General features: G+C 62.6%; 14 protein-coding genes and 2 pseudogenes. 12 read left to right on the forward strand and 4 right to left on the reverse strand.

The genetic code is table 11. The features are described 5' to 3' along the window. Positions 1-10: 10 nt before the first annotated feature. From DBIPINDM_RS03625 to DBIPINDM_RS03670, 11 genes and pseudogenes are all read left to right on the forward strand, one after another. Positions 11-160, forward strand: a complete 150-nt coding sequence (locus DBIPINDM_RS03625) for a cbb3-type cytochrome c oxidase subunit 3 (protein ID WP_258580788.1) — start codon at positions 11-13, stop codon at positions 158-160. 2 nt (positions 161-162) lie between these two features. Further along, positions 163-1,026, forward strand: a complete 864-nt coding sequence (gene ccoP / locus DBIPINDM_RS03630; protein ID WP_258580789.1) for a cytochrome-c oxidase, cbb3-type subunit III — start codon at positions 163-165, stop codon at positions 1,024-1,026. 216 nt (positions 1,027-1,242) lie between these two features. Further along, positions 1,243-2,793, forward strand: a complete 1,551-nt coding sequence (gene ccoG, locus DBIPINDM_RS03635) for a cytochrome c oxidase accessory protein CcoG (RefSeq protein WP_416361696.1) — start codon at positions 1,243-1,245, stop codon at positions 2,791-2,793. After that, positions 2,790-3,287, forward strand: a complete 498-nt coding sequence (locus DBIPINDM_RS03640; RefSeq protein ID WP_258580791.1) for a FixH family protein — start codon at positions 2,790-2,792, stop codon at positions 3,285-3,287. The genes ccoG and DBIPINDM_RS03640 overlap by 4 nt, the downstream gene beginning before the upstream one ends. Further along, positions 3,284-5,569, forward strand: a complete 2,286-nt coding sequence (locus DBIPINDM_RS03645; protein WP_258580792.1) for a heavy metal translocating P-type ATPase — start codon at positions 3,284-3,286, stop codon at positions 5,567-5,569. Before DBIPINDM_RS03640 ends, DBIPINDM_RS03645 begins: the two co-directional genes overlap by 4 nt. Next, positions 5,566-5,721 (forward strand): cbb3-type cytochrome oxidase assembly protein CcoS, encoded by a 156-nt coding sequence (ccoS, locus tag DBIPINDM_RS03650; RefSeq protein ID WP_095496053.1) that lies wholly within the window; start codon positions 5,566-5,568, stop codon positions 5,719-5,721. Before DBIPINDM_RS03645 ends, ccoS begins: the two co-directional genes overlap by 4 nt. A gap of 297 nt (positions 5,722-6,018) precedes the next feature. Next, positions 6,019-6,492 (forward strand): substrate-binding domain-containing protein, encoded by a 474-nt coding sequence (locus DBIPINDM_RS03655; RefSeq protein WP_258580793.1) that lies wholly within the window; start codon positions 6,019-6,021, stop codon positions 6,490-6,492. Then, positions 6,489-8,387: a glycoside hydrolase family 127 protein gene (locus DBIPINDM_RS03660; protein WP_258580794.1), complete on the forward strand. Its 1,899-nt coding sequence runs from the start codon at positions 6,489-6,491 to the stop codon at positions 8,385-8,387. Before DBIPINDM_RS03655 ends, DBIPINDM_RS03660 begins: the two co-directional genes overlap by 4 nt. A 56-nt stretch (positions 8,388-8,443) precedes the next feature. After that, on the forward strand, positions 8,444-8,776 hold the full coding sequence (locus DBIPINDM_RS43570) for a hypothetical protein (RefSeq protein ID WP_413776952.1): 333 nt from the start codon (positions 8,444-8,446) through the stop codon (positions 8,774-8,776). Next, entirely contained in the window at positions 8,776-9,957 is a 1,182-nt protein-coding gene (gene ubiM / locus DBIPINDM_RS03665; RefSeq protein ID WP_258580795.1) for a 5-demethoxyubiquinol-8 5-hydroxylase UbiM, read from the forward strand. Before DBIPINDM_RS43570 ends, ubiM begins: the two co-directional genes overlap by 1 nt. 325 nt (positions 9,958-10,282) lie before the next feature. Beyond that, positions 10,283-10,657: pseudogene (locus DBIPINDM_RS03670) on the forward strand (transposase); the annotation flags it as partial. 23 nt (positions 10,658-10,680) lie between these two features. On the opposite strand, the gene DBIPINDM_RS03675 reads toward DBIPINDM_RS03670, so the two are convergent. Continuing rightward, entirely contained in the window at positions 10,681-12,741 is a 2,061-nt protein-coding gene (locus DBIPINDM_RS03675; protein ID WP_258580796.1) for a recombinase family protein, read from the reverse strand. A 265-nt stretch (positions 12,742-13,006) separates the two neighbouring features. Between DBIPINDM_RS03675 and DBIPINDM_RS03680 the strand changes: the two genes are divergently transcribed. Then, positions 13,007-13,669 carry an EAL domain-containing protein gene (locus DBIPINDM_RS03680; protein WP_258580797.1) on the forward strand — a complete coding sequence of 221 codons (663 nt, stop codon included), beginning with the start codon at positions 13,007-13,009 and terminating at the stop codon, positions 13,667-13,669. A gap of 120 nt (positions 13,670-13,789) precedes the next feature. Here the strand turns inward: DBIPINDM_RS03680 and DBIPINDM_RS03685 are convergent. From DBIPINDM_RS03685 to groES, 3 genes and pseudogenes are all read right to left on the reverse strand, one after another. Next, a pseudogene (locus DBIPINDM_RS03685) lies at positions 13,790-13,924 on the reverse strand (sulfite exporter TauE/SafE family protein); the annotation flags it as partial. A 158-nt stretch (positions 13,925-14,082) separates the two neighbouring features. After that, complete coding sequence (gene groL, locus DBIPINDM_RS03690) at positions 14,083-15,735, reverse strand: chaperonin GroEL (protein WP_258580798.1); 1,653 nt, start codon at positions 15,733-15,735, stop codon at positions 14,083-14,085. 67 nt (positions 15,736-15,802) lie between these two features. After that, positions 15,803-16,099 (reverse strand): co-chaperone GroES, encoded by a 297-nt coding sequence (gene groES, locus DBIPINDM_RS03695; protein ID WP_258580799.1) that lies wholly within the window; start codon positions 16,097-16,099, stop codon positions 15,803-15,805. Between the last annotated feature and the right edge of the window lie 18 nt (positions 16,100-16,117).

Consider the following 16,117-nt stretch of genomic DNA (forward strand, 5'->3'; position numbering starts at 1 on the left):
GAGTGTGATCGTGGACTACAATTTGATGCGGGAAATCGCCGACAGCTGGGGCCTCCTTGCCATGGCGCTCTTCTTCGTCGGATGCGTTGCCTTCGCGCTTCGCCCTGGCGGCCGCAGGCAAGCTGACGAAGCCGCTCGAATTCCTCTCAAGGACGATTGATCATGAGCAGCGAGCACATCGACGAGGTCTCGGGCATCTCAACGACCGGCCATGAGTGGGATGGCATCCGGGAGCTCAACAACCCACTTCCGCGCTGGTGGGTCACGACATTTTACATCACCATTGTCTGGGCGATCGGCTACACCATCGCCTATCCCGCATGGCCAATGCTTACTTCCGCGACCAGAGGTGTGCTCGGCTATTCGAGCCGCAACCACGTCAAGAATGAACTGGCGGCCGCCGAAGCCGCCAAGGCCAAATATGTCGCAGCGGTGGAATCGAAAACCGCCTCGGAGATTGCTGCCGACGACGCATTGCGCGAGTTCGCCGTGGCTGCCGGCGGTGCGGCATTCAGGGTCAATTGCGTGCAGTGCCATGGCTCCGGCGCGCAAGGCTCCAAAGGTTTTCCAAACCTCAACGACGACGATTGGCTGTGGGGCGGCAGCGCTGAGCAGATCCAGCAGACGGTCACCCACGGCATCCGCTTCGCGTCAGACCCGGATACGCGACTGTCGGAAATGCCGGCTTTTGGCGACATCATCACGGCGGACCAGATCGCACAGGTCAGCGCCTACGTTGCCAGCCTGTCCGACTTGGTCCGGGACGCAAGTCTGATCGAGCCCGGCGCCAAGGTTTTCGCGGAAAATTGCGTCGCCTGTCATGGCGACACAGCAAAGGGCAACAGGGAACTTGGCGCGCCCGACCTGACCGACGCCATCTGGCTCTATGGACCGGGCGAGACGGCTATTGCTGCGCAGGTCCGCGCGCCGAAGCACGGCGTCATGCCGGCCTGGATCGGGCGTCTCGGCGAGACCAAGGTCAAAGAACTCGCAGTCTATGTCCATTCGCTTGGCGGCGGAGAATAGGAACGGAAGCCTATTCTCGGCCCTCCCCGCCAAGCGACGGGGCTCGGCTTGCGCCGGGCCTCGACACCATTCCGGCATCCGGCGAATGACTTGCATCAACGCGGTGCAATTCGCCATGCGGCAAAGCGTGCTCAACGTGGCCATCAGCCAGAACCGATCGGTCGGGCTTCCGCCGCGAAATCGTCGCCTGGACTGGAGCTTCTCGTGCTTGAAAACATGCAAATTGAACGGCTCGAAGCCGAATCGGTCAACTCCGCCAAGGCCCGTCAGCCGCTTTATGCCCCGCACAAGAAGGTATTCCCGAAGCGCGCTTCAGGCAGCTTTCGCCGCTTCAAGTGGCTGGTGATGGCAATCACGCTGGGCATTTACTACTTGACGCCCTGGCTGCGATGGGATCGAGGGCCGTTCGCGCCTGATCAGGCCGTGCTGGTCGATCTTGCCAACCGCCGCTTCTACTTCTTCTTCATCGAAATATGGCCGCAGGAATTCTACTACGTGGCTGGCCTGCTGGTCATGGCCGGCATTGGCCTTTTCCTGGTCACCTCCACAGTTGGTCGGGCCTGGTGCGGCTATACCTGCCCGCAGACCGTATGGGTCGACCTGTTTCTGGTCGTCGAGCGCGCGATCGAAGGAGATCGCAACGCGCGCATGAAACTCGACGCCGGACCCTGGACAGCGCGCAAGCGTATGCTGCGCGTATCGAAACACGCCACATGGCTGGTCATAGGGGCGGCGACAGGGGGCGCCTGGATCTTCTATTTCGCCGACGCGCCAAAGCTGATGGGCGAAGTCTTCACCGGCACCGCCGCACCCGTCGGCTACATCACCATCGCCGTGCTGACGGCGACTACCTACACATTCGGTGGACTGATGCGCGAGCAGGTCTGCACCTATATGTGCCCGTGGCCGCGCATTCAGGCGGCCATGCTCGACGAGAATTCTCTCACGGTGACCTACAATGATTGGCGCGGCGAACCTCGTTCGCGTCACGCCAAGAAGGTTCAGGCCACTGGGCAGCTGGTCGGAGACTGCGTCGATTGCCACACCTGTGTCGCGGTCTGCCCGATGGGGATCGACATTCGCGACGGCCAGCAACTCGAATGCATCACTTGCGCGCTCTGTATCGACGCCTGCGACAGCGTCATGGACAAGCTCGGCAAGGAGCGCGGGCTGATCTCCTATGCGACGCTGTCCGACTACAACGCCAACATGGCGGTGGCGACCGGGGGCGGCTCCAGCGCGGTGAAGCCTTCGCTGGTGCGCACTGCCGACGGCGCTTTCGCCGACAGGTTGGCCCATTTCCACATTCGCAAGATCTTCAGGCCGCGCACGTTCGTCTACATGGGTGCGTGGTCGGCGGTCGGTCTCACCCTGTTCTATTCGCTTCTGACGCGCGACCGGCTCGAGGTCAACGTTCTGCACGACCGCAATCCGCAGTTCGTCGTGTTGTCCGACGGTTCGATCCGCAATGGCTACACCGTCAAGCTGCTCAACATGATCCCCGAGCCCAGGACGATCGTCGTCACCATGCAGGGCCTGCCGGAGGCCGAGATGAGCGTCGTCGGGATCGACGACCTGCCTGCGGATCGCTCCTTTGCCATTCCGGTCGAACCCGACCGGCTGAAGATGCTGAAGGTTTTCGTTCGCCAGCCGGCGGAACAGATCAAGGGCCAAGCGCAAACATTCAAATTCCGGGTCGAAGACAAGGCGAGCTTCGAGTCGGACGAATACACGGCCACTTTCAACGCACCGGAGATCGTCAGATGAGCGCCAATCCGCAGAAATCCCGCGAATTCACCGGCGGGCATATGTTGGTCACCATTCTCGCCTTTTTCGCTGTGGTCATCGGCGTCAATCTGACCATGGCGACACTCGCCAACACGAGTTGGACCGGCCTCGTCGTCGAAAACACCTATGTGGCCAGCCAGCAATTCAACAGGAGGGCCGAGGAAGGGCGCGCGCAGGCCGCGCTCGGCTGGACTGGCAAACTGACGATCGCGTCGGGCGAAGTCCGTTACAGCCTCAGCGACGCCGCCGGCAAGCTGGTCCCATTGGACGGCGTCAGCGTCCTGTTCCGTCATCCTGCCTATGAGGCCGAGGACAAGTCCATCATTTTAACTCTCGCAACGGATCAGGAATTTGCCGCGCACCACACGCCCAGGGACGGCGTCTGGATCGTCGAAGTCGATGCCGACGCCGGTCTCGCGGAGCCCTATCGGGAAGTTCACCGTATCATCATTTCCCAAGGTGCGTTGCAATGAGCTGCTGTGCACCGGGCGCCAAAATGGCGCTGGATGTCGCTGGCGCCGCATCCGTTTTGCCGTCGAGCCAAGAAGTCAAACTGGCGAGCCGTTCGCTGGGCGGCGACCTGTATCAGACCGATCTTTCAATACCGGCGGTTCATTGTGCAGCCTGCATCCGGGCGATCGAAACGGCGCTTGGAAAGCTGGACCGGGTCGAGGGCGCCCGCGTCAACCTGTCGACGAAACGGGTTTCGGTCCGGTGGCGCGGCGACGAGGTTCCGCCATTCGTCGCCACACTTGGACGGCTGGGCTATGACGCACACCTGTTCGAACCCGAGGCTTACGGCAAGGACAAGACGCTGTCGGAGCTGATCCGCGCCGTCGCGGTTGCCGGCTTTGCGGCCGGCAACATCATGCTGCTTTCGGTGTCGGTCTGGTCGGGCGCCGAAGGCGCGACCCGCGATCTGTTCCACTGGGTCTCGGCACTAATCGCCATTCCCGCACTTGCCTTCGCCGGCGGCATCTTCTTCCGTTCGGGGTGGAATGCGCTACGCCACGGCCGCATGAACATGGATGTGCCCATCGCGGTCGGGGTGTCGCTCGCCTATGCCATGAGCCTTTACGAGACCATCAACCATGGCGACCACGCCTATTTCGACGCGTCGGTATCCTTGCTGTTCTTCCTGTTGATCGGCCGCACGCTGGATCATGTGATGCGCGAACGAGCCCGAAGCGCCGTGAAGGGCCTGTCGCAGCTGGCGGCGCGTGGCGCCATGGTGCTGCGCGGCGATGGCGCGCGCGACTATCTGCCGGTTGGCGAGATCGAACCTGGCATGCAGCTGCTGATCGCTGCCGGCGAAAGGATTCCCGTCGACGGCAAGATCATTCGGGGATCTTCGGATCTCGACTGTTCGCTGGTTTCCGGTGAGAGCACTCCCAGAACCGTGGCGTCAGGGGAGGCGGTACAGGCCGGCATTCTCAATCTCACCGGCCCGCTGACCGTCCACGCGACAGCCGCCGCAAAAGATTCCTTCCTGGAAGAAATGGTTCGGCTGATGGAAGCCGCCGAGGGCGGTCGCGCGCATTATCGCCGGATTGCCGACCGCGTTTCAGCGCTTTATGCGCCAGTGGTTCACCTTGCCGCCTTCGTAACGTTCGCGGGCTGGATGGCGGCGACTGGCGACTGGCACAGGGCGATGACGATCGCCATCGCCGTCCTCATCATCACATGCCCGTGTGCGCTCGGCCTCGCCGTGCCGATCGTGCAGGTGGTCGCCGCGCGGCGCCTGTTCGAGAACGGCATCATGGTCAAGGACGGCTCGGCCATGGAGCGCCTGGCAACCATCGACACGGCTGTATTCGACAAGACCGGAACACTTACGCTCGGTCAGCCCCGTCTCGTCAATGCGGCCTCGATCGATCCGGCCATGCTGGCAATGGCGGCAGACATGGCCGCGCACTCGCGTCACCCATTTTCAAAGGCCATAGCCGGCTTTGCCGCTTCCGGCGGGCAGGACAAATTCGATGCTGTCAGCGAGCATCCAGGATTCGGGATCGAAGCCACTGTCGATGGGAGCATCTGGCGGCTGGGCCGACGCGGATGGGCTGGATGGAAGGCCCGGACCGGTGGCGAAGGAAAGCATGGCTATGGCGGAACGGTCCTGACGAAAGACGGGATCATTGTCGCGTCCTTCGTTTTCGAGGACGCACTGCGTGCCGACGCAAGGGCAGCCATTGTGCAGTTGAACGATGCCCGGGTGTCCATGGAGATGCTGTCGGGCGATACCGCAGGCGCCTGCGGTGAAGTTGCAAAAATGCTGGGTGTCGGCGACTTCGTTCCGTGCCTGCTGCCATCCGGCAAGGTCGAACGCATCGAGACCCTGGCGAGAGCTGGCCGCAAGGTTCTAATGGTTGGCGACGGCCTGAACGACACGCCTGCGCTGGGGGCAGCACATGTCTCGATCGCGCCGGCCACCGCTGCAGATATTGGCCGCAACGCCGCGGACTTCGTGTTCCTGCGCGAAAGCCTTTTGGCCGTACCCCTTGCCCTGGACGTCTCACGGAAGGCCGGCCGGCTGATCCGTCAGAACATCGCCATCGCGATCGTCTACAACACCATTGCTGTGCCGATCGCCATTCTGGGGCACGTCACGCCGCTGATCGCGGCAATCGCGATGTCTGCTTCGTCGCTGCTTGTCATCGGAAATGCATTGCGCCTGCAGGGTTTTGTGCTCGCCGAGGTGACGGGGGCTCCCTCGGCAACGCGTTCGGGCATTCGCGCGTCGGTGCAGCCGTCATGACGACGCTCGTCTACCTCATACCAGCAGCTCTGTTCCTTGGCGCGCTGGGGCTGTCCGGCTTTCTGTGGGCCTTGAGGAGTGGTCAATATGAGGATCTTCACGGGGCCGCCGAGCGCATCCTCATCGACCGGGACGACAAGCCGGAACGCTGACCCAGATCGCTGTGCCGACGACTGTGCGGATGCCGGTCGTCAGCCGAGACGGCTTGTTCGGGAACAAAATGCTGAGGCTCCACAGCTAGCTTAGCTAAGCCGCGCTTGACGTAGATTTGTGAAAAGCCCTGTCGCTCGAAGGACTGCGTCGCCCGGATTTGTCGTGTCTGGCTGATCCAGATCAAGGTTATCTCCTCATCGGCGTGGTTTCGTCGGCTAGCCTTTCAAGGGAGAACGCATGTCTAACGGACAGTTTAGTCGTCACCATCAGCGTTTTGGCGGTTTTTGGGTCTTTTCATGATAGTGGTCGACTGCTTCAATGGATCGCGCCGCCCAACACCTCGGCGACCGGTCTGGATCAAGACCGACACGAAGAACGGCCAAAGCCAAAAGTCAGCCGAGGCGTTGGGGCGCGACACGGCGGCCAGATTGTTCTCGGGACCGCAAACGCCGAACGCGATCTTCTGCGGCAACGATCAGATCGCCGGCGGCGCGTGCGACACGCTGCGCGAGATTGGCCTGGCAGCACCTGTCGACGTGGCCATCGTCGGATTTAACAACTGGGACGTGATGGTGCTTGCGACGCGGCCGCGGTTGGCCAGCCTCGATGAGAACCTGAACGCGGTCGGACGCGACGCTGGTGACAGCGTGCTGGAGATGATCGCCGAGCGCTTGCGTCAGGCGTCGGCCGTGTTCACTGGCCGTGCGGGCATCGTCGAAGCCGTGAGCACGCCAATGCACTTCATTGCAGGAACGGATGCGTTCCAATGAACGAGTTCGAGCCGGTTCAGTTCGTCGATGTCGCGCTGGAGGGGCAATTCTGGCGCGAGCGGCTTGAGACTGTGCTGACGCGGACCATCCCCACCCAGCACGTCCAGCTTGGCAAGCACGGTATCCTGCAGTCCCTGACACTGCCGAACCCGCCGCCGCTGAGCTCCGCGCCCAACCAGCACAATTTCGTGCAGGTGTTATGGGATTCCGACGCCGGCAAGTGGATCGAGGCGGCATCCTATGCGCTGTCACACAGGCCCGACGCCGACATCGAGGCCAGGATCGAAAAGATCGTCGACGATCTCGAAAATGCACAGGCTGGCGACGGTTATCTGAACTGCTGGCACCTGCTGCGCGAGCCGGACAAGCGCTGGACCAACCTGCGCGACTATCACGAACTCTACAATCTGGGACATCTGCTCGAGGGCGGCATCGCCTACTTCCTCGCGACGGGCCGGTGCCGGCTCCTTGACATCCTTGAGCGCTATGTCGACCATGTGCGCAAGACGTTCGGCCCGAACCCCGGCCAGAAGCACGGCTATTGCGGCCATCAGGAGATCGAGCTTGCCCTCGTTAAGCTCTATCGCTTGACGGGAGCGAGAAAGCATCTCGAACTCGCGGCCTATTTCATCAACGAGCGCGGCCGCCAGCCACACTACTTCGATCAGGAAGCGGTCGCGCGCGGGGAGAACCCTAGTGAGTTCTGGGCGAAGAGGTATGAGTACAACCAATCGCACAGGCCAGTGCGCGAGCAGACCAAGGTGGTCGGCCATGCCGTTCGGGCGATGTACATGTTTTCCGCAATGGCCGACCTCGCGGCGGAACTGAACGACGACGGCCTCAAGAAAGCATGCGAGGAGCTCTGGGCCGACGTCATGACCTCGAAGATCTACATCACCTCCGGCTTGGGTTCCGCTGCCGCGAATGAAGGCTTTACTGAAGACCACGACCTGCCGAACGATACGGCCTATGCGGAGACCTGCGCCTCGGTAGCGCTGATCTTCTGGGCGCATCGGATGCTGCATCTCGATCTCGACGGCCGCTATGCCGACGTAATGGAACAGGCGTTGTTCAACGGCGCGCTGACCGGCCTGTCGCGCGATGGCGAGCACTATTTTTACTCCAATCCGCTGGACAGCGATGGGCGACACAGCCGATGGGCCTGGCACACATGCCCATGCTGCGCGATGAATTCGTCGCGTCTCATCGCTTCGGTCGGAGGCTATTTCGTGTCGGCCAGCGAAGACGCAATCGCCTTCCATCTCTATGGCGGCATTTCGACGAACATCCGGCTTGCTACGGGAAATGTGTTCCTGCGGGAAACCAGCGCCTATCCATGGTTCGGCTCGATCAGGATCGAGGTCAGCCCTGACGCTCCGGCCGAGTTCGCCGTGAAGCTTCGCATTCCTGGATGGGCGCACGAAGCCGAAGCCTCGGTCGAGGGACATCCCATTGACGTGGAGGCATGCACCAGCAACGGCTATCTTTCGATCTCGCGGCTATGGAATGCCGGAGACACGATCACCCTCGAGCTGCCGATGCCTCCCGAGCGCATCTATGCTCATCCCAAGGTCAGTCAGGACATAGGCCGGGTGGCGCTCAAGCGCGGACCGTTGGTCTATTGCGTCGAACACGTAGACAACCCCGGGGGGCGAGTGCAGCAGCTCAAATTGCCGCGAGACGCCTGGATCGAAACGGAGGAACGGGCCGACCTCTTCGATGGCGTGGTCACGCTCACCGCCCCCGCGAAGCGCGTCGTAGACCAAGGCTGGGGAGACAGCCTGTACAGGAATGCGCCGCCCGTCGTTTCCGACTGCAGGCTAATCGCCCTGCCATACTTTCTTTGGAACAATCGGGCGAAAGGCTCGATGCAAGTGTGGCTGCTGGAAAGCTGAATTCGGCGCTGTCGCCGCATGGATAGCCCTCTTATCAACTCAAGAATGCCGACAAGATGCAGCCAAGAAACGTCTCGGATAGCATTTTCCCTCATCTCGGGCGCGGCCCAGCGATCCGTGCCCTGGTTTTCGAGTGCCACGACCGGATTGAGACCGGCCCTGCCAACAGGGGGGCATGGCGCTGGCTGGGCGGCCCCAAAGACTGGTGCGATCAGCTGCGTCCGTGTTTGATAAGACTGCATCCTTCGTTGCCGATTTATGCGGACGTTCATGCACAGTGGCTTGAGGCGACGCGGCGGGCACTGGAACCCCGCGCAATCCGTCCACAGTTTGCGGCTCAACTCCACCGGCATCTCACGCAGATAGCCGACGCGATGGCGGCACCCTGATGGCCGGCTCCGACGAGAGTTTCGACATCGTTATCGTCGGAGGCGGGCCGGTCGGTCTTTCCTTCGCCGCGTCGCTGGGGCAGAGCGATCTGAAGGTGGCAGTTGTTGAACAGCAGTCCTTGGAACGGCTGGCGAGTCCAGCTTTCGACGGTCGCGAGATCGCGCTGACCTACGCCTCGATTAGAATCCTTCGCGAGCTCGGCGCCTGGGATGCCATCCCCGCTTCGCACAAATCACCACTGCAAGGCGCGCGCGTGCTCAACGGATCGAGCCCTTTCGCGCTGTGTTTCGATCCTCCCAGGGGATCTGGGGAACCACTCGGGTTTCTGGTCCCAAATTGTCGCATCCGCGATGCCCTGTTCAAGATCATCCGGTTGCAGGATCATGCCCGGCTGATATGCGGCCACTCGGTCGTCGGTGCAAGAAACAGCCACAAAGGAGCAGTCATAATGCTCTCCGATGGCAGGCAATTGACCGCTCGGCTTCTCGTTGCAGCGGACTCGCGTTTTTCCGCCACGCGCGACCTGCTCGGCATCGGCGCCGATATCAATCGGCTCGGCAAGGCCATGCTGATTTGCCGGGTAAGGCACGAGCGCGTCCATCAGCAGATCGCAGTCGAATGGTTCGATCACCATCAGACGATAGCGATGTTGCCGCTCATGGAAGGCGTGTCGTCGCTGCTACTCACTTTGCCGTTAAACGAGGCCGATAGACTGCTTGCTCTAGACGACGATTTGTTCCTGACGGAATTGACGAACCGGTGTCGAGGGCGCCTCGGAGAAATGACCTTGGCAAGCACCCGCCATAGCTATCCGCTGGTCACGACGTGGGCGCACAAGTTCTGGGCACCGAGCGCCGCACTCATCGGCGACGCCGCCATTGGCATGCACCCGGTGACCGCGCATGGCTTTAACATCGCCCTCAGTGGCCAGAAGCAACTCGCCCATAGAATCCTGACAGTATGTCGCGACCGGCGCGACATTGCCGATCCCGACATGCTCCACAGATACGAAAGCTGCCTGCGCCGGTCGGCGGCACCGCTCTATCATGCTACGAACATCCTCGTCGGACTCTACTCAGGCGAGCACCCGGCGGCACGGCTTGCAAGACATGCGGGGCTTCGCTTTGCCCAATATCTTCCCTTTGTCCGCCATGGCATTTCGGCCATGCTTAGGCGATGAAATCACAGACAGTCTCGACTCCTGCCGTTAGCAATGCTGCGTCCATGTGTCGTTGCGAATGCTCGGAATGATGCGGATCACGCGCGGCGCGGGCAAGACCTCAATGATCAGCCGGCAATGCTAAGAGGAGGCATACGAGCGCCGCACAAGTTACCACGCTTATTAGTTAACCCGTCCTTCAGTGGGCTTGCATAGGCTTGCGCTGCGAAGAAGCCTGGGAGCAAGCTAGCCTGAAAAATTCGCGGCGGGTTGGCGGATGTGGCGCAAGCCGTTGAAATGACTTAGGATTTGGTTTCTTAAGCCGATCCGAACCATTTCCCGGAGACTGGCTTTGGCCGAGGTGGAAAAGCGGTTGCGGGTGGCCGAGCGTCTGGCGCGTTGCATCGACGATCCGCGCTGCCCGGACCAGGTCGTCCACAGCCTGGCGGACATGATCGGCTTTCGCATGAAGATGATCGCCGCCGGCTACGAGGACGGCAACGACGCCAACCGGCTGCGCCGCGATCCGGTCTTCAAGATGGCCCAGGATGCGCTGCCGTCGGGTCGGGATCTGGCGTCGCAATCGACGCTGTGCCGGCTGGAGAACCTGCCCGGCGTGCGGGAGCTGGTTGCGATGGGGCGGGCGATGGTCGATCTCTATTGCGCCTCGTTCCGGCAGGTGCCGAAGCGGATCGTGCTCGACATTGACGACACTTTGGATCCATTGTCATAATACCCCCTGGTTCACGGTATCTGTTCGAAGAGGCTGGGATTTTGGTCTATCGTCTTGATCCATAGGCCTTTTCTCTGTCCACGCACGACATGGACGGCTTCGAGTTCGCCGCGTTTTACTCGCTGCAACACGACCTGGCGCGACAGGCCGAGGTTCTCCATGGCGTCGCGGATGGGCTCAAAGCCTTCGCCAGGCGTGGCCAGGAAGCGGGCCTTGAGTTCGGCGGTCAGGCGAATGCGCCATGGCGCACCGGGTGTCACCTGTTCGCCCGGGATGAGGCCGTCGTTGACATGGCGGTGAAGCGTCGATGGCGCCACGCCGAGCGCGGCAGCGGCCTGACGGACGGTGACGATGTCGCCGTCGGCGGCTGGTGGCTTGGCCTTGCAGGCGGGAATCTTCCAGTGCTTACGCAGATAGCCGACGCGGTTGGCGTCAAACCGGTGGCCGTACGCCGTTCGGCGGCCCTGGCGGTTGAGGACGCCGGCAATGACCGCGTCGGGATAATGCGGTGCCAGCCGCCGCAGCAGCGCCAGCGTGTCCTCGTCGGTACGAACCGTCGCCGGCCGCGAGCGCGGCAAGGCGACGGTGAGGCGACTCGTAGCGTCGCCCTTCCAGCGCAGGACGAGAAGCGCCGCTGCCTCGTCGCGATCGACATGGAGGGTGACCTCATCGAGGAGCGTGCGCAGCAATTCCTTGCGGTCACGCGGCGTGGTGGTGGGCGCGTACCAAACGCTCGCCAGATCGGCCCCGAGGGCAAGCAGCTTTTCCCGCTCCGTGGCCGACAGGACGCGCGGACGCTGCTCCTCGCGCCGCGCCAGTTCCGCCTTTGCCGCCTCCAGTGCGCGCAACGCCTCCTCCCACTCCTGCTCGAGCCTGCGGGCGACCAGGCGATTGTCGGGATCGACGGCGCAATAGCGGCGCTCGGCGCGGTTGACGGCGAAGGCGGCGCGCTCCACGTCGAGCCGCCATTGCTTGAGTGCTGCGTCGCGATCGTTCTCCAGCCGCTCGGCCGCTTCGAGCGTGGCGGTCAGGCGCACCGGCTCCAGCGCCTCCAGGAAGGCCGCCACCACGGCTTCATCGATCTGCCCGCCGCCAACATTGAGGCAATGGACGCCTCTGCCCTCGACGACCACCTTGCCGGGACAATGGTAGCCCGGCGTCACGGTGCGGCCGCGATAATGGGTGTGCAGCCGTCGCCCGCAGTGGCCGCAGCGGGCAATGCCCTGCAGCAGGGCGCCACCCTCTCTGGCGGCGCCACCGGCCTGTTCCTGCGCCTTGGCGTGCGTCCGGGGTTGGGTGTTGGCCGCCATGCGCTCTCGATTGGCCTCGAAGGTGGGCCAATCGATATAGCCCTGGTGGTGGTCCTTGATCAGCACTTGCCAGTCTTCCATCGGCAGCTTGCGTATCCGCTTGCACCGCGCGCCGGTTTCGTCGAGCACCGTCTCTCGGCGATACTTGCCATAGACATAGGCGCCGGCATAGACTGGATTGGCAAGCACGCTGTGAATCGCGTGGTAGCTGGCCTCGCCCCAGCGCAGCTCGGTGCGTGCATTAAGCCACAGCGGGAACTTCATCGCTTGCTCGCGGAACCACAGCCACACGCGGCGCGCCGAGCCGAGCTCGGCAAAGCGGGCAAAGACGGTGCGGATGGCATGGGCGACGGCCTCGTCGGGATGGATCAGGATCTCGCCGTCCGCCTCGCCCCAGACGAAGCCGATCGGTAGGCCGCGGCGCAATTCACCGCGCGCTGCCTTGTTGCGGATGCCGCCATTGAGGCGGGCGCGCAGGACGTGCAATTCGGCCTCGCTCATGGCGCCTTTCAACCCGAGCAAAAGCCTATCGTTGAACAGAGCCGGGTGGTAGATCCCGTCGGCATCGCCAATCAGCGTATCGGTCAGCCCGGCCAACTCGATCAGCCGGTGCCAGTCGGCATTGTTGCGCGCCAGCCGCGAAACCTCCAGGCCAAGCACGATGCCGACCCGGGCCAGCGCCACCTCGCTGGTCAGCCGCGCAAAGCCGGCGCGCATGACGCTGCCGGAGCCGGACAGGCCAAGGTCCTCGTCGATGACCAAGACACGCTCGTCCGGCCAACCCAGCTAATACGCGCTCTCCGGTCGGGCGCGCGAGCCTCACAGGTGGAGAACAACCGTGAATCGACCGAGCGGCACGCTCGACTGGCGCAGGTAGACGACAGCCAGCCGGGCCTGGTGACCGGCGGCGATTTTGCTGTGTTCAGTCATGACCGGCCTCCCTCACTGTCAGCATGCGCGCGATCACGAGGGCGAGCCGGCGCAACGCCTCCGCCCGCGCCTCGGCGTCCAGCGTCTCCCTGCAACGATGTTCGAAATCGAGATTACTGAAGAATCCCCGGTGGACCCGGACAGAGTGGATGAAAAGCTCGGACGGCTTTCACATGCCGGCATTTCCATCGCGCTCGATGACTTCGGCACCGGCTTTTCCACCTTGGCATCGCTCAAGGACAGCCGGATACGCAAGGTGAAAATAGACCAAGGCTTCATTCGCGGCTTGGCCAAGTCCCGAGAGGACCGGCTGCTTGTCAAAACGGTCATCGATCTTGGCAGGACGCTCGGGATCGACGTCATGGCCGAGGGCGTCGAAACAGAGGCAGATCGGCAAACTCTGCTCAAGCTTGGCTGCAGAACTGCTCAGGGCTTCCTGTTCTCCAAGGCGGTGCCTCTGAACCAGGCGATCGATTTGGCAGTAAAAGAGCACGCAAAGGAGTTGCGACCGGCACGCGTCGCGCAACACCAGGATCTGCCGGGTGAGGCTTTGATCTCAGCAAGGCTCATTCGCGAGAGCTCGATCAGCGTGTCGCCAAGCCGAGTTGCACTGGGCCAAGCAGCGCCCGGCCGGCGACGGAAAGGCGGACTGCACCTGGCGTTCGTCGCGGAGCCGAGCTGGCGGATGACCAGGCCAGCCTGTTCCATCCGACCAGAGGTATCACCGCGCTCGATTCCAGCGCCAGCATGCACGCGATGATGCCGACCGACATGCCGTCCGCCGCCCCGAGCGCATTGAGTACGAGATATCGGGGAGAAGTGATCCCGTCTCGTCGAGCATGGGCTTGTAGTTGTGGCTGATCGCCATGCTCGCAGATCAGGCGTGATAGCGTGGTGGCGGAACGCCGAACGAAAGCAGCACCGTCGACGAGACCGCGCCGTAGGCCATGCCGAGCGCGCCGTCCACCGCTTGGGCAAGAAAGCCGCCTATGGCGAACAGAATGAATTCAGTCATTGGTGTCCGCCATGAAAGTGCCGCCGTATGATGCCCGTGATCGGGCCTGCCCCTCCGCATTCTAGAGGACGCCGGCCCCCTGTGGGCAAAAAGGTTCGCCGAAAGAAAAAGGGCGGCACTGCTGCCGCCCTTTCCGTGAATGCGAGGCAATGGCTGGATTAGAAATCCATACCGCCCATGCCGCCCATGCCACCGCCGGGCATACCACCCGGCATGCCGCCGCCAGCCGACTCCTTCTTCGGAGCTTCGGCAATCATGGCTTCGGTGGTGACGAGCAGGCCGGCGACCGAGGCCGCGTCCTGGAGAGCGGTGCGCACAACCTTCATTGGGTCGACGATGCCCATGGTGATCATGTCGCCATATTCGCCGGTCTGGGCGTTGTAGCCGAAGGTTGCATCCTTGTTGTCGAGGATCTTGCCGGCGACGATCGAAGCTTCGGCACCGGCGTTGGCAGCGATCTGGCGGGCCGGAGCCTGCAGGGCGCGACGGACGATGGCGATGCCGGCCGTCTGATCGGCATTGGCGCCGGTGACGGTGATGGCCAGCGAAGCGCGCAGCAGGGCGACGCCGCCGCCAGCAACGATGCCTTCTTCCACGGCCGCGCGGGTCGCGTTGAGGGCGTCATCGACGCGGTCCTTCTTTTCCTTGACTTCGATCTCGGTCGCACCGCCGACGCGGATCACCGCAACGCCGCCGGCGAGCTTCGCCAGACGTTCCTGCAGCTTCTCCTTGTCGTAGTCCGAGGTGGTCTCCTCGATCTGCTGCTTGATCTGGGCAACGCGGCCCTGGATCTCGGCCTTCTTGCCGGCGCCGTCGACGATGGTGGTGTTCTCCTTGGAGATCGACACCTTCTTGGCGCGGCCGAGCATGTTGAGGCCGACGTTCTCGAGCTTGATGCCGAGGTCTTCCGAAATGACCTGGCCACCGGTGAGGATGGCGATGTCTTCCAGCATGGCCTTGCGGCGATCACCGAAGCCCGGCGCCTTGACGGCGGCGATCTTCAGGCCGCCACGCAGCTTGTTGACGACCAAAGTCGCCAGCGCTTCGCCTTCGACGTCTTCCGAGATGATGAGCAGCGGTTTCGAGGTCTGCACGACGGCTTCGAGAACCGGCAGCATGGCCTGGAGGTTGGAGAGCTTCTTCTCGTGCAGGAGGATGTAGACGTCCTCGAGCTCGGCAACCATCTTGTCGGCGTTGGTGACGAAGTAGGGCGACTGGTACCCGCGGTCGAACTGCATGCCTTCGACGACTTCGAGTTCGGTCTCGGCGGTCTTGGCTTCTTCAACCGTGATGACGCCTTCGTTGCCGACCTTCTGCATCGCTTCCGCGATCATCTTGCCGACCGAAGCATCGCCATTGCCGGCGATCGTGCCGACCTGGGCGACTTCTTCCGAGGTCTTGATCTTCTTGGCGTTCTTGACGAGGTGAGCGACGACTTCGGTCACGGCCAGATCGATGCCGCGCTTCAGGTCCATCGGGTTCATGCCAGCGGCAACCGCCTTGTGGCCTTCGTGGACGATCGACTGCGCCAGAACGGTCGCGGTCGTGGTGCCGTCGCCGGCGATGTCGTTGGTCTTGGACGCGACTTCGCGGATCATCTGCGCGCCCATGTTCTCGAACTTGTCGGAAAGTTCAATTTCCTTGGCGACGGTGACGCCGTCCTTGGTGATGCGCGGGGCGCCGAACGACTTGTCGATAACGACGTTACGGCCCTTGGGACCGAGCGTGACCTTCACCGCGTCGGCCAGGATGTTGATGCCGTGAAGCATGCGCTCGCGGGCATCACGGGAGAATTTTACGTCTTTGGCCATTTTTTACTCCTGGGTTTCATTTCGCCCGAATTCAGATTGGATGGTGCGGATGAAAGGCGGCGGCGTGTCAGCTGATTATGCCCATGATGTCGGATTCCTTCATGATCAGAAGGTCTTCGCCATCGAGCTTGACTTCGGTGCCCGACCACTTGCCGAACAGGATGCGGTCGCCCGCCTTGACGTCCAGCGGGACGAGCTTGCCGGCTTCGTCGCGGGCGCCGGAGCCAACGGCGATGATCTCGCCTTCCTGCGGCTTTTCCTTCGCCGTATCCGGGATGATGATCCCGCCGGCGGTCTTCGCTTCGGATTCGACCCGGCGAACGACCACGCGGTCATGCAGCGGCCGGAAATTCGACTTTGCCATTTTTTGGATGTCCCTGGT

Source organism: Mesorhizobium sp. AR02, assembly GCF_024746835.1.
Lineage (GTDB): Bacteria > Pseudomonadota > Alphaproteobacteria > Rhizobiales > Rhizobiaceae > Mesorhizobium.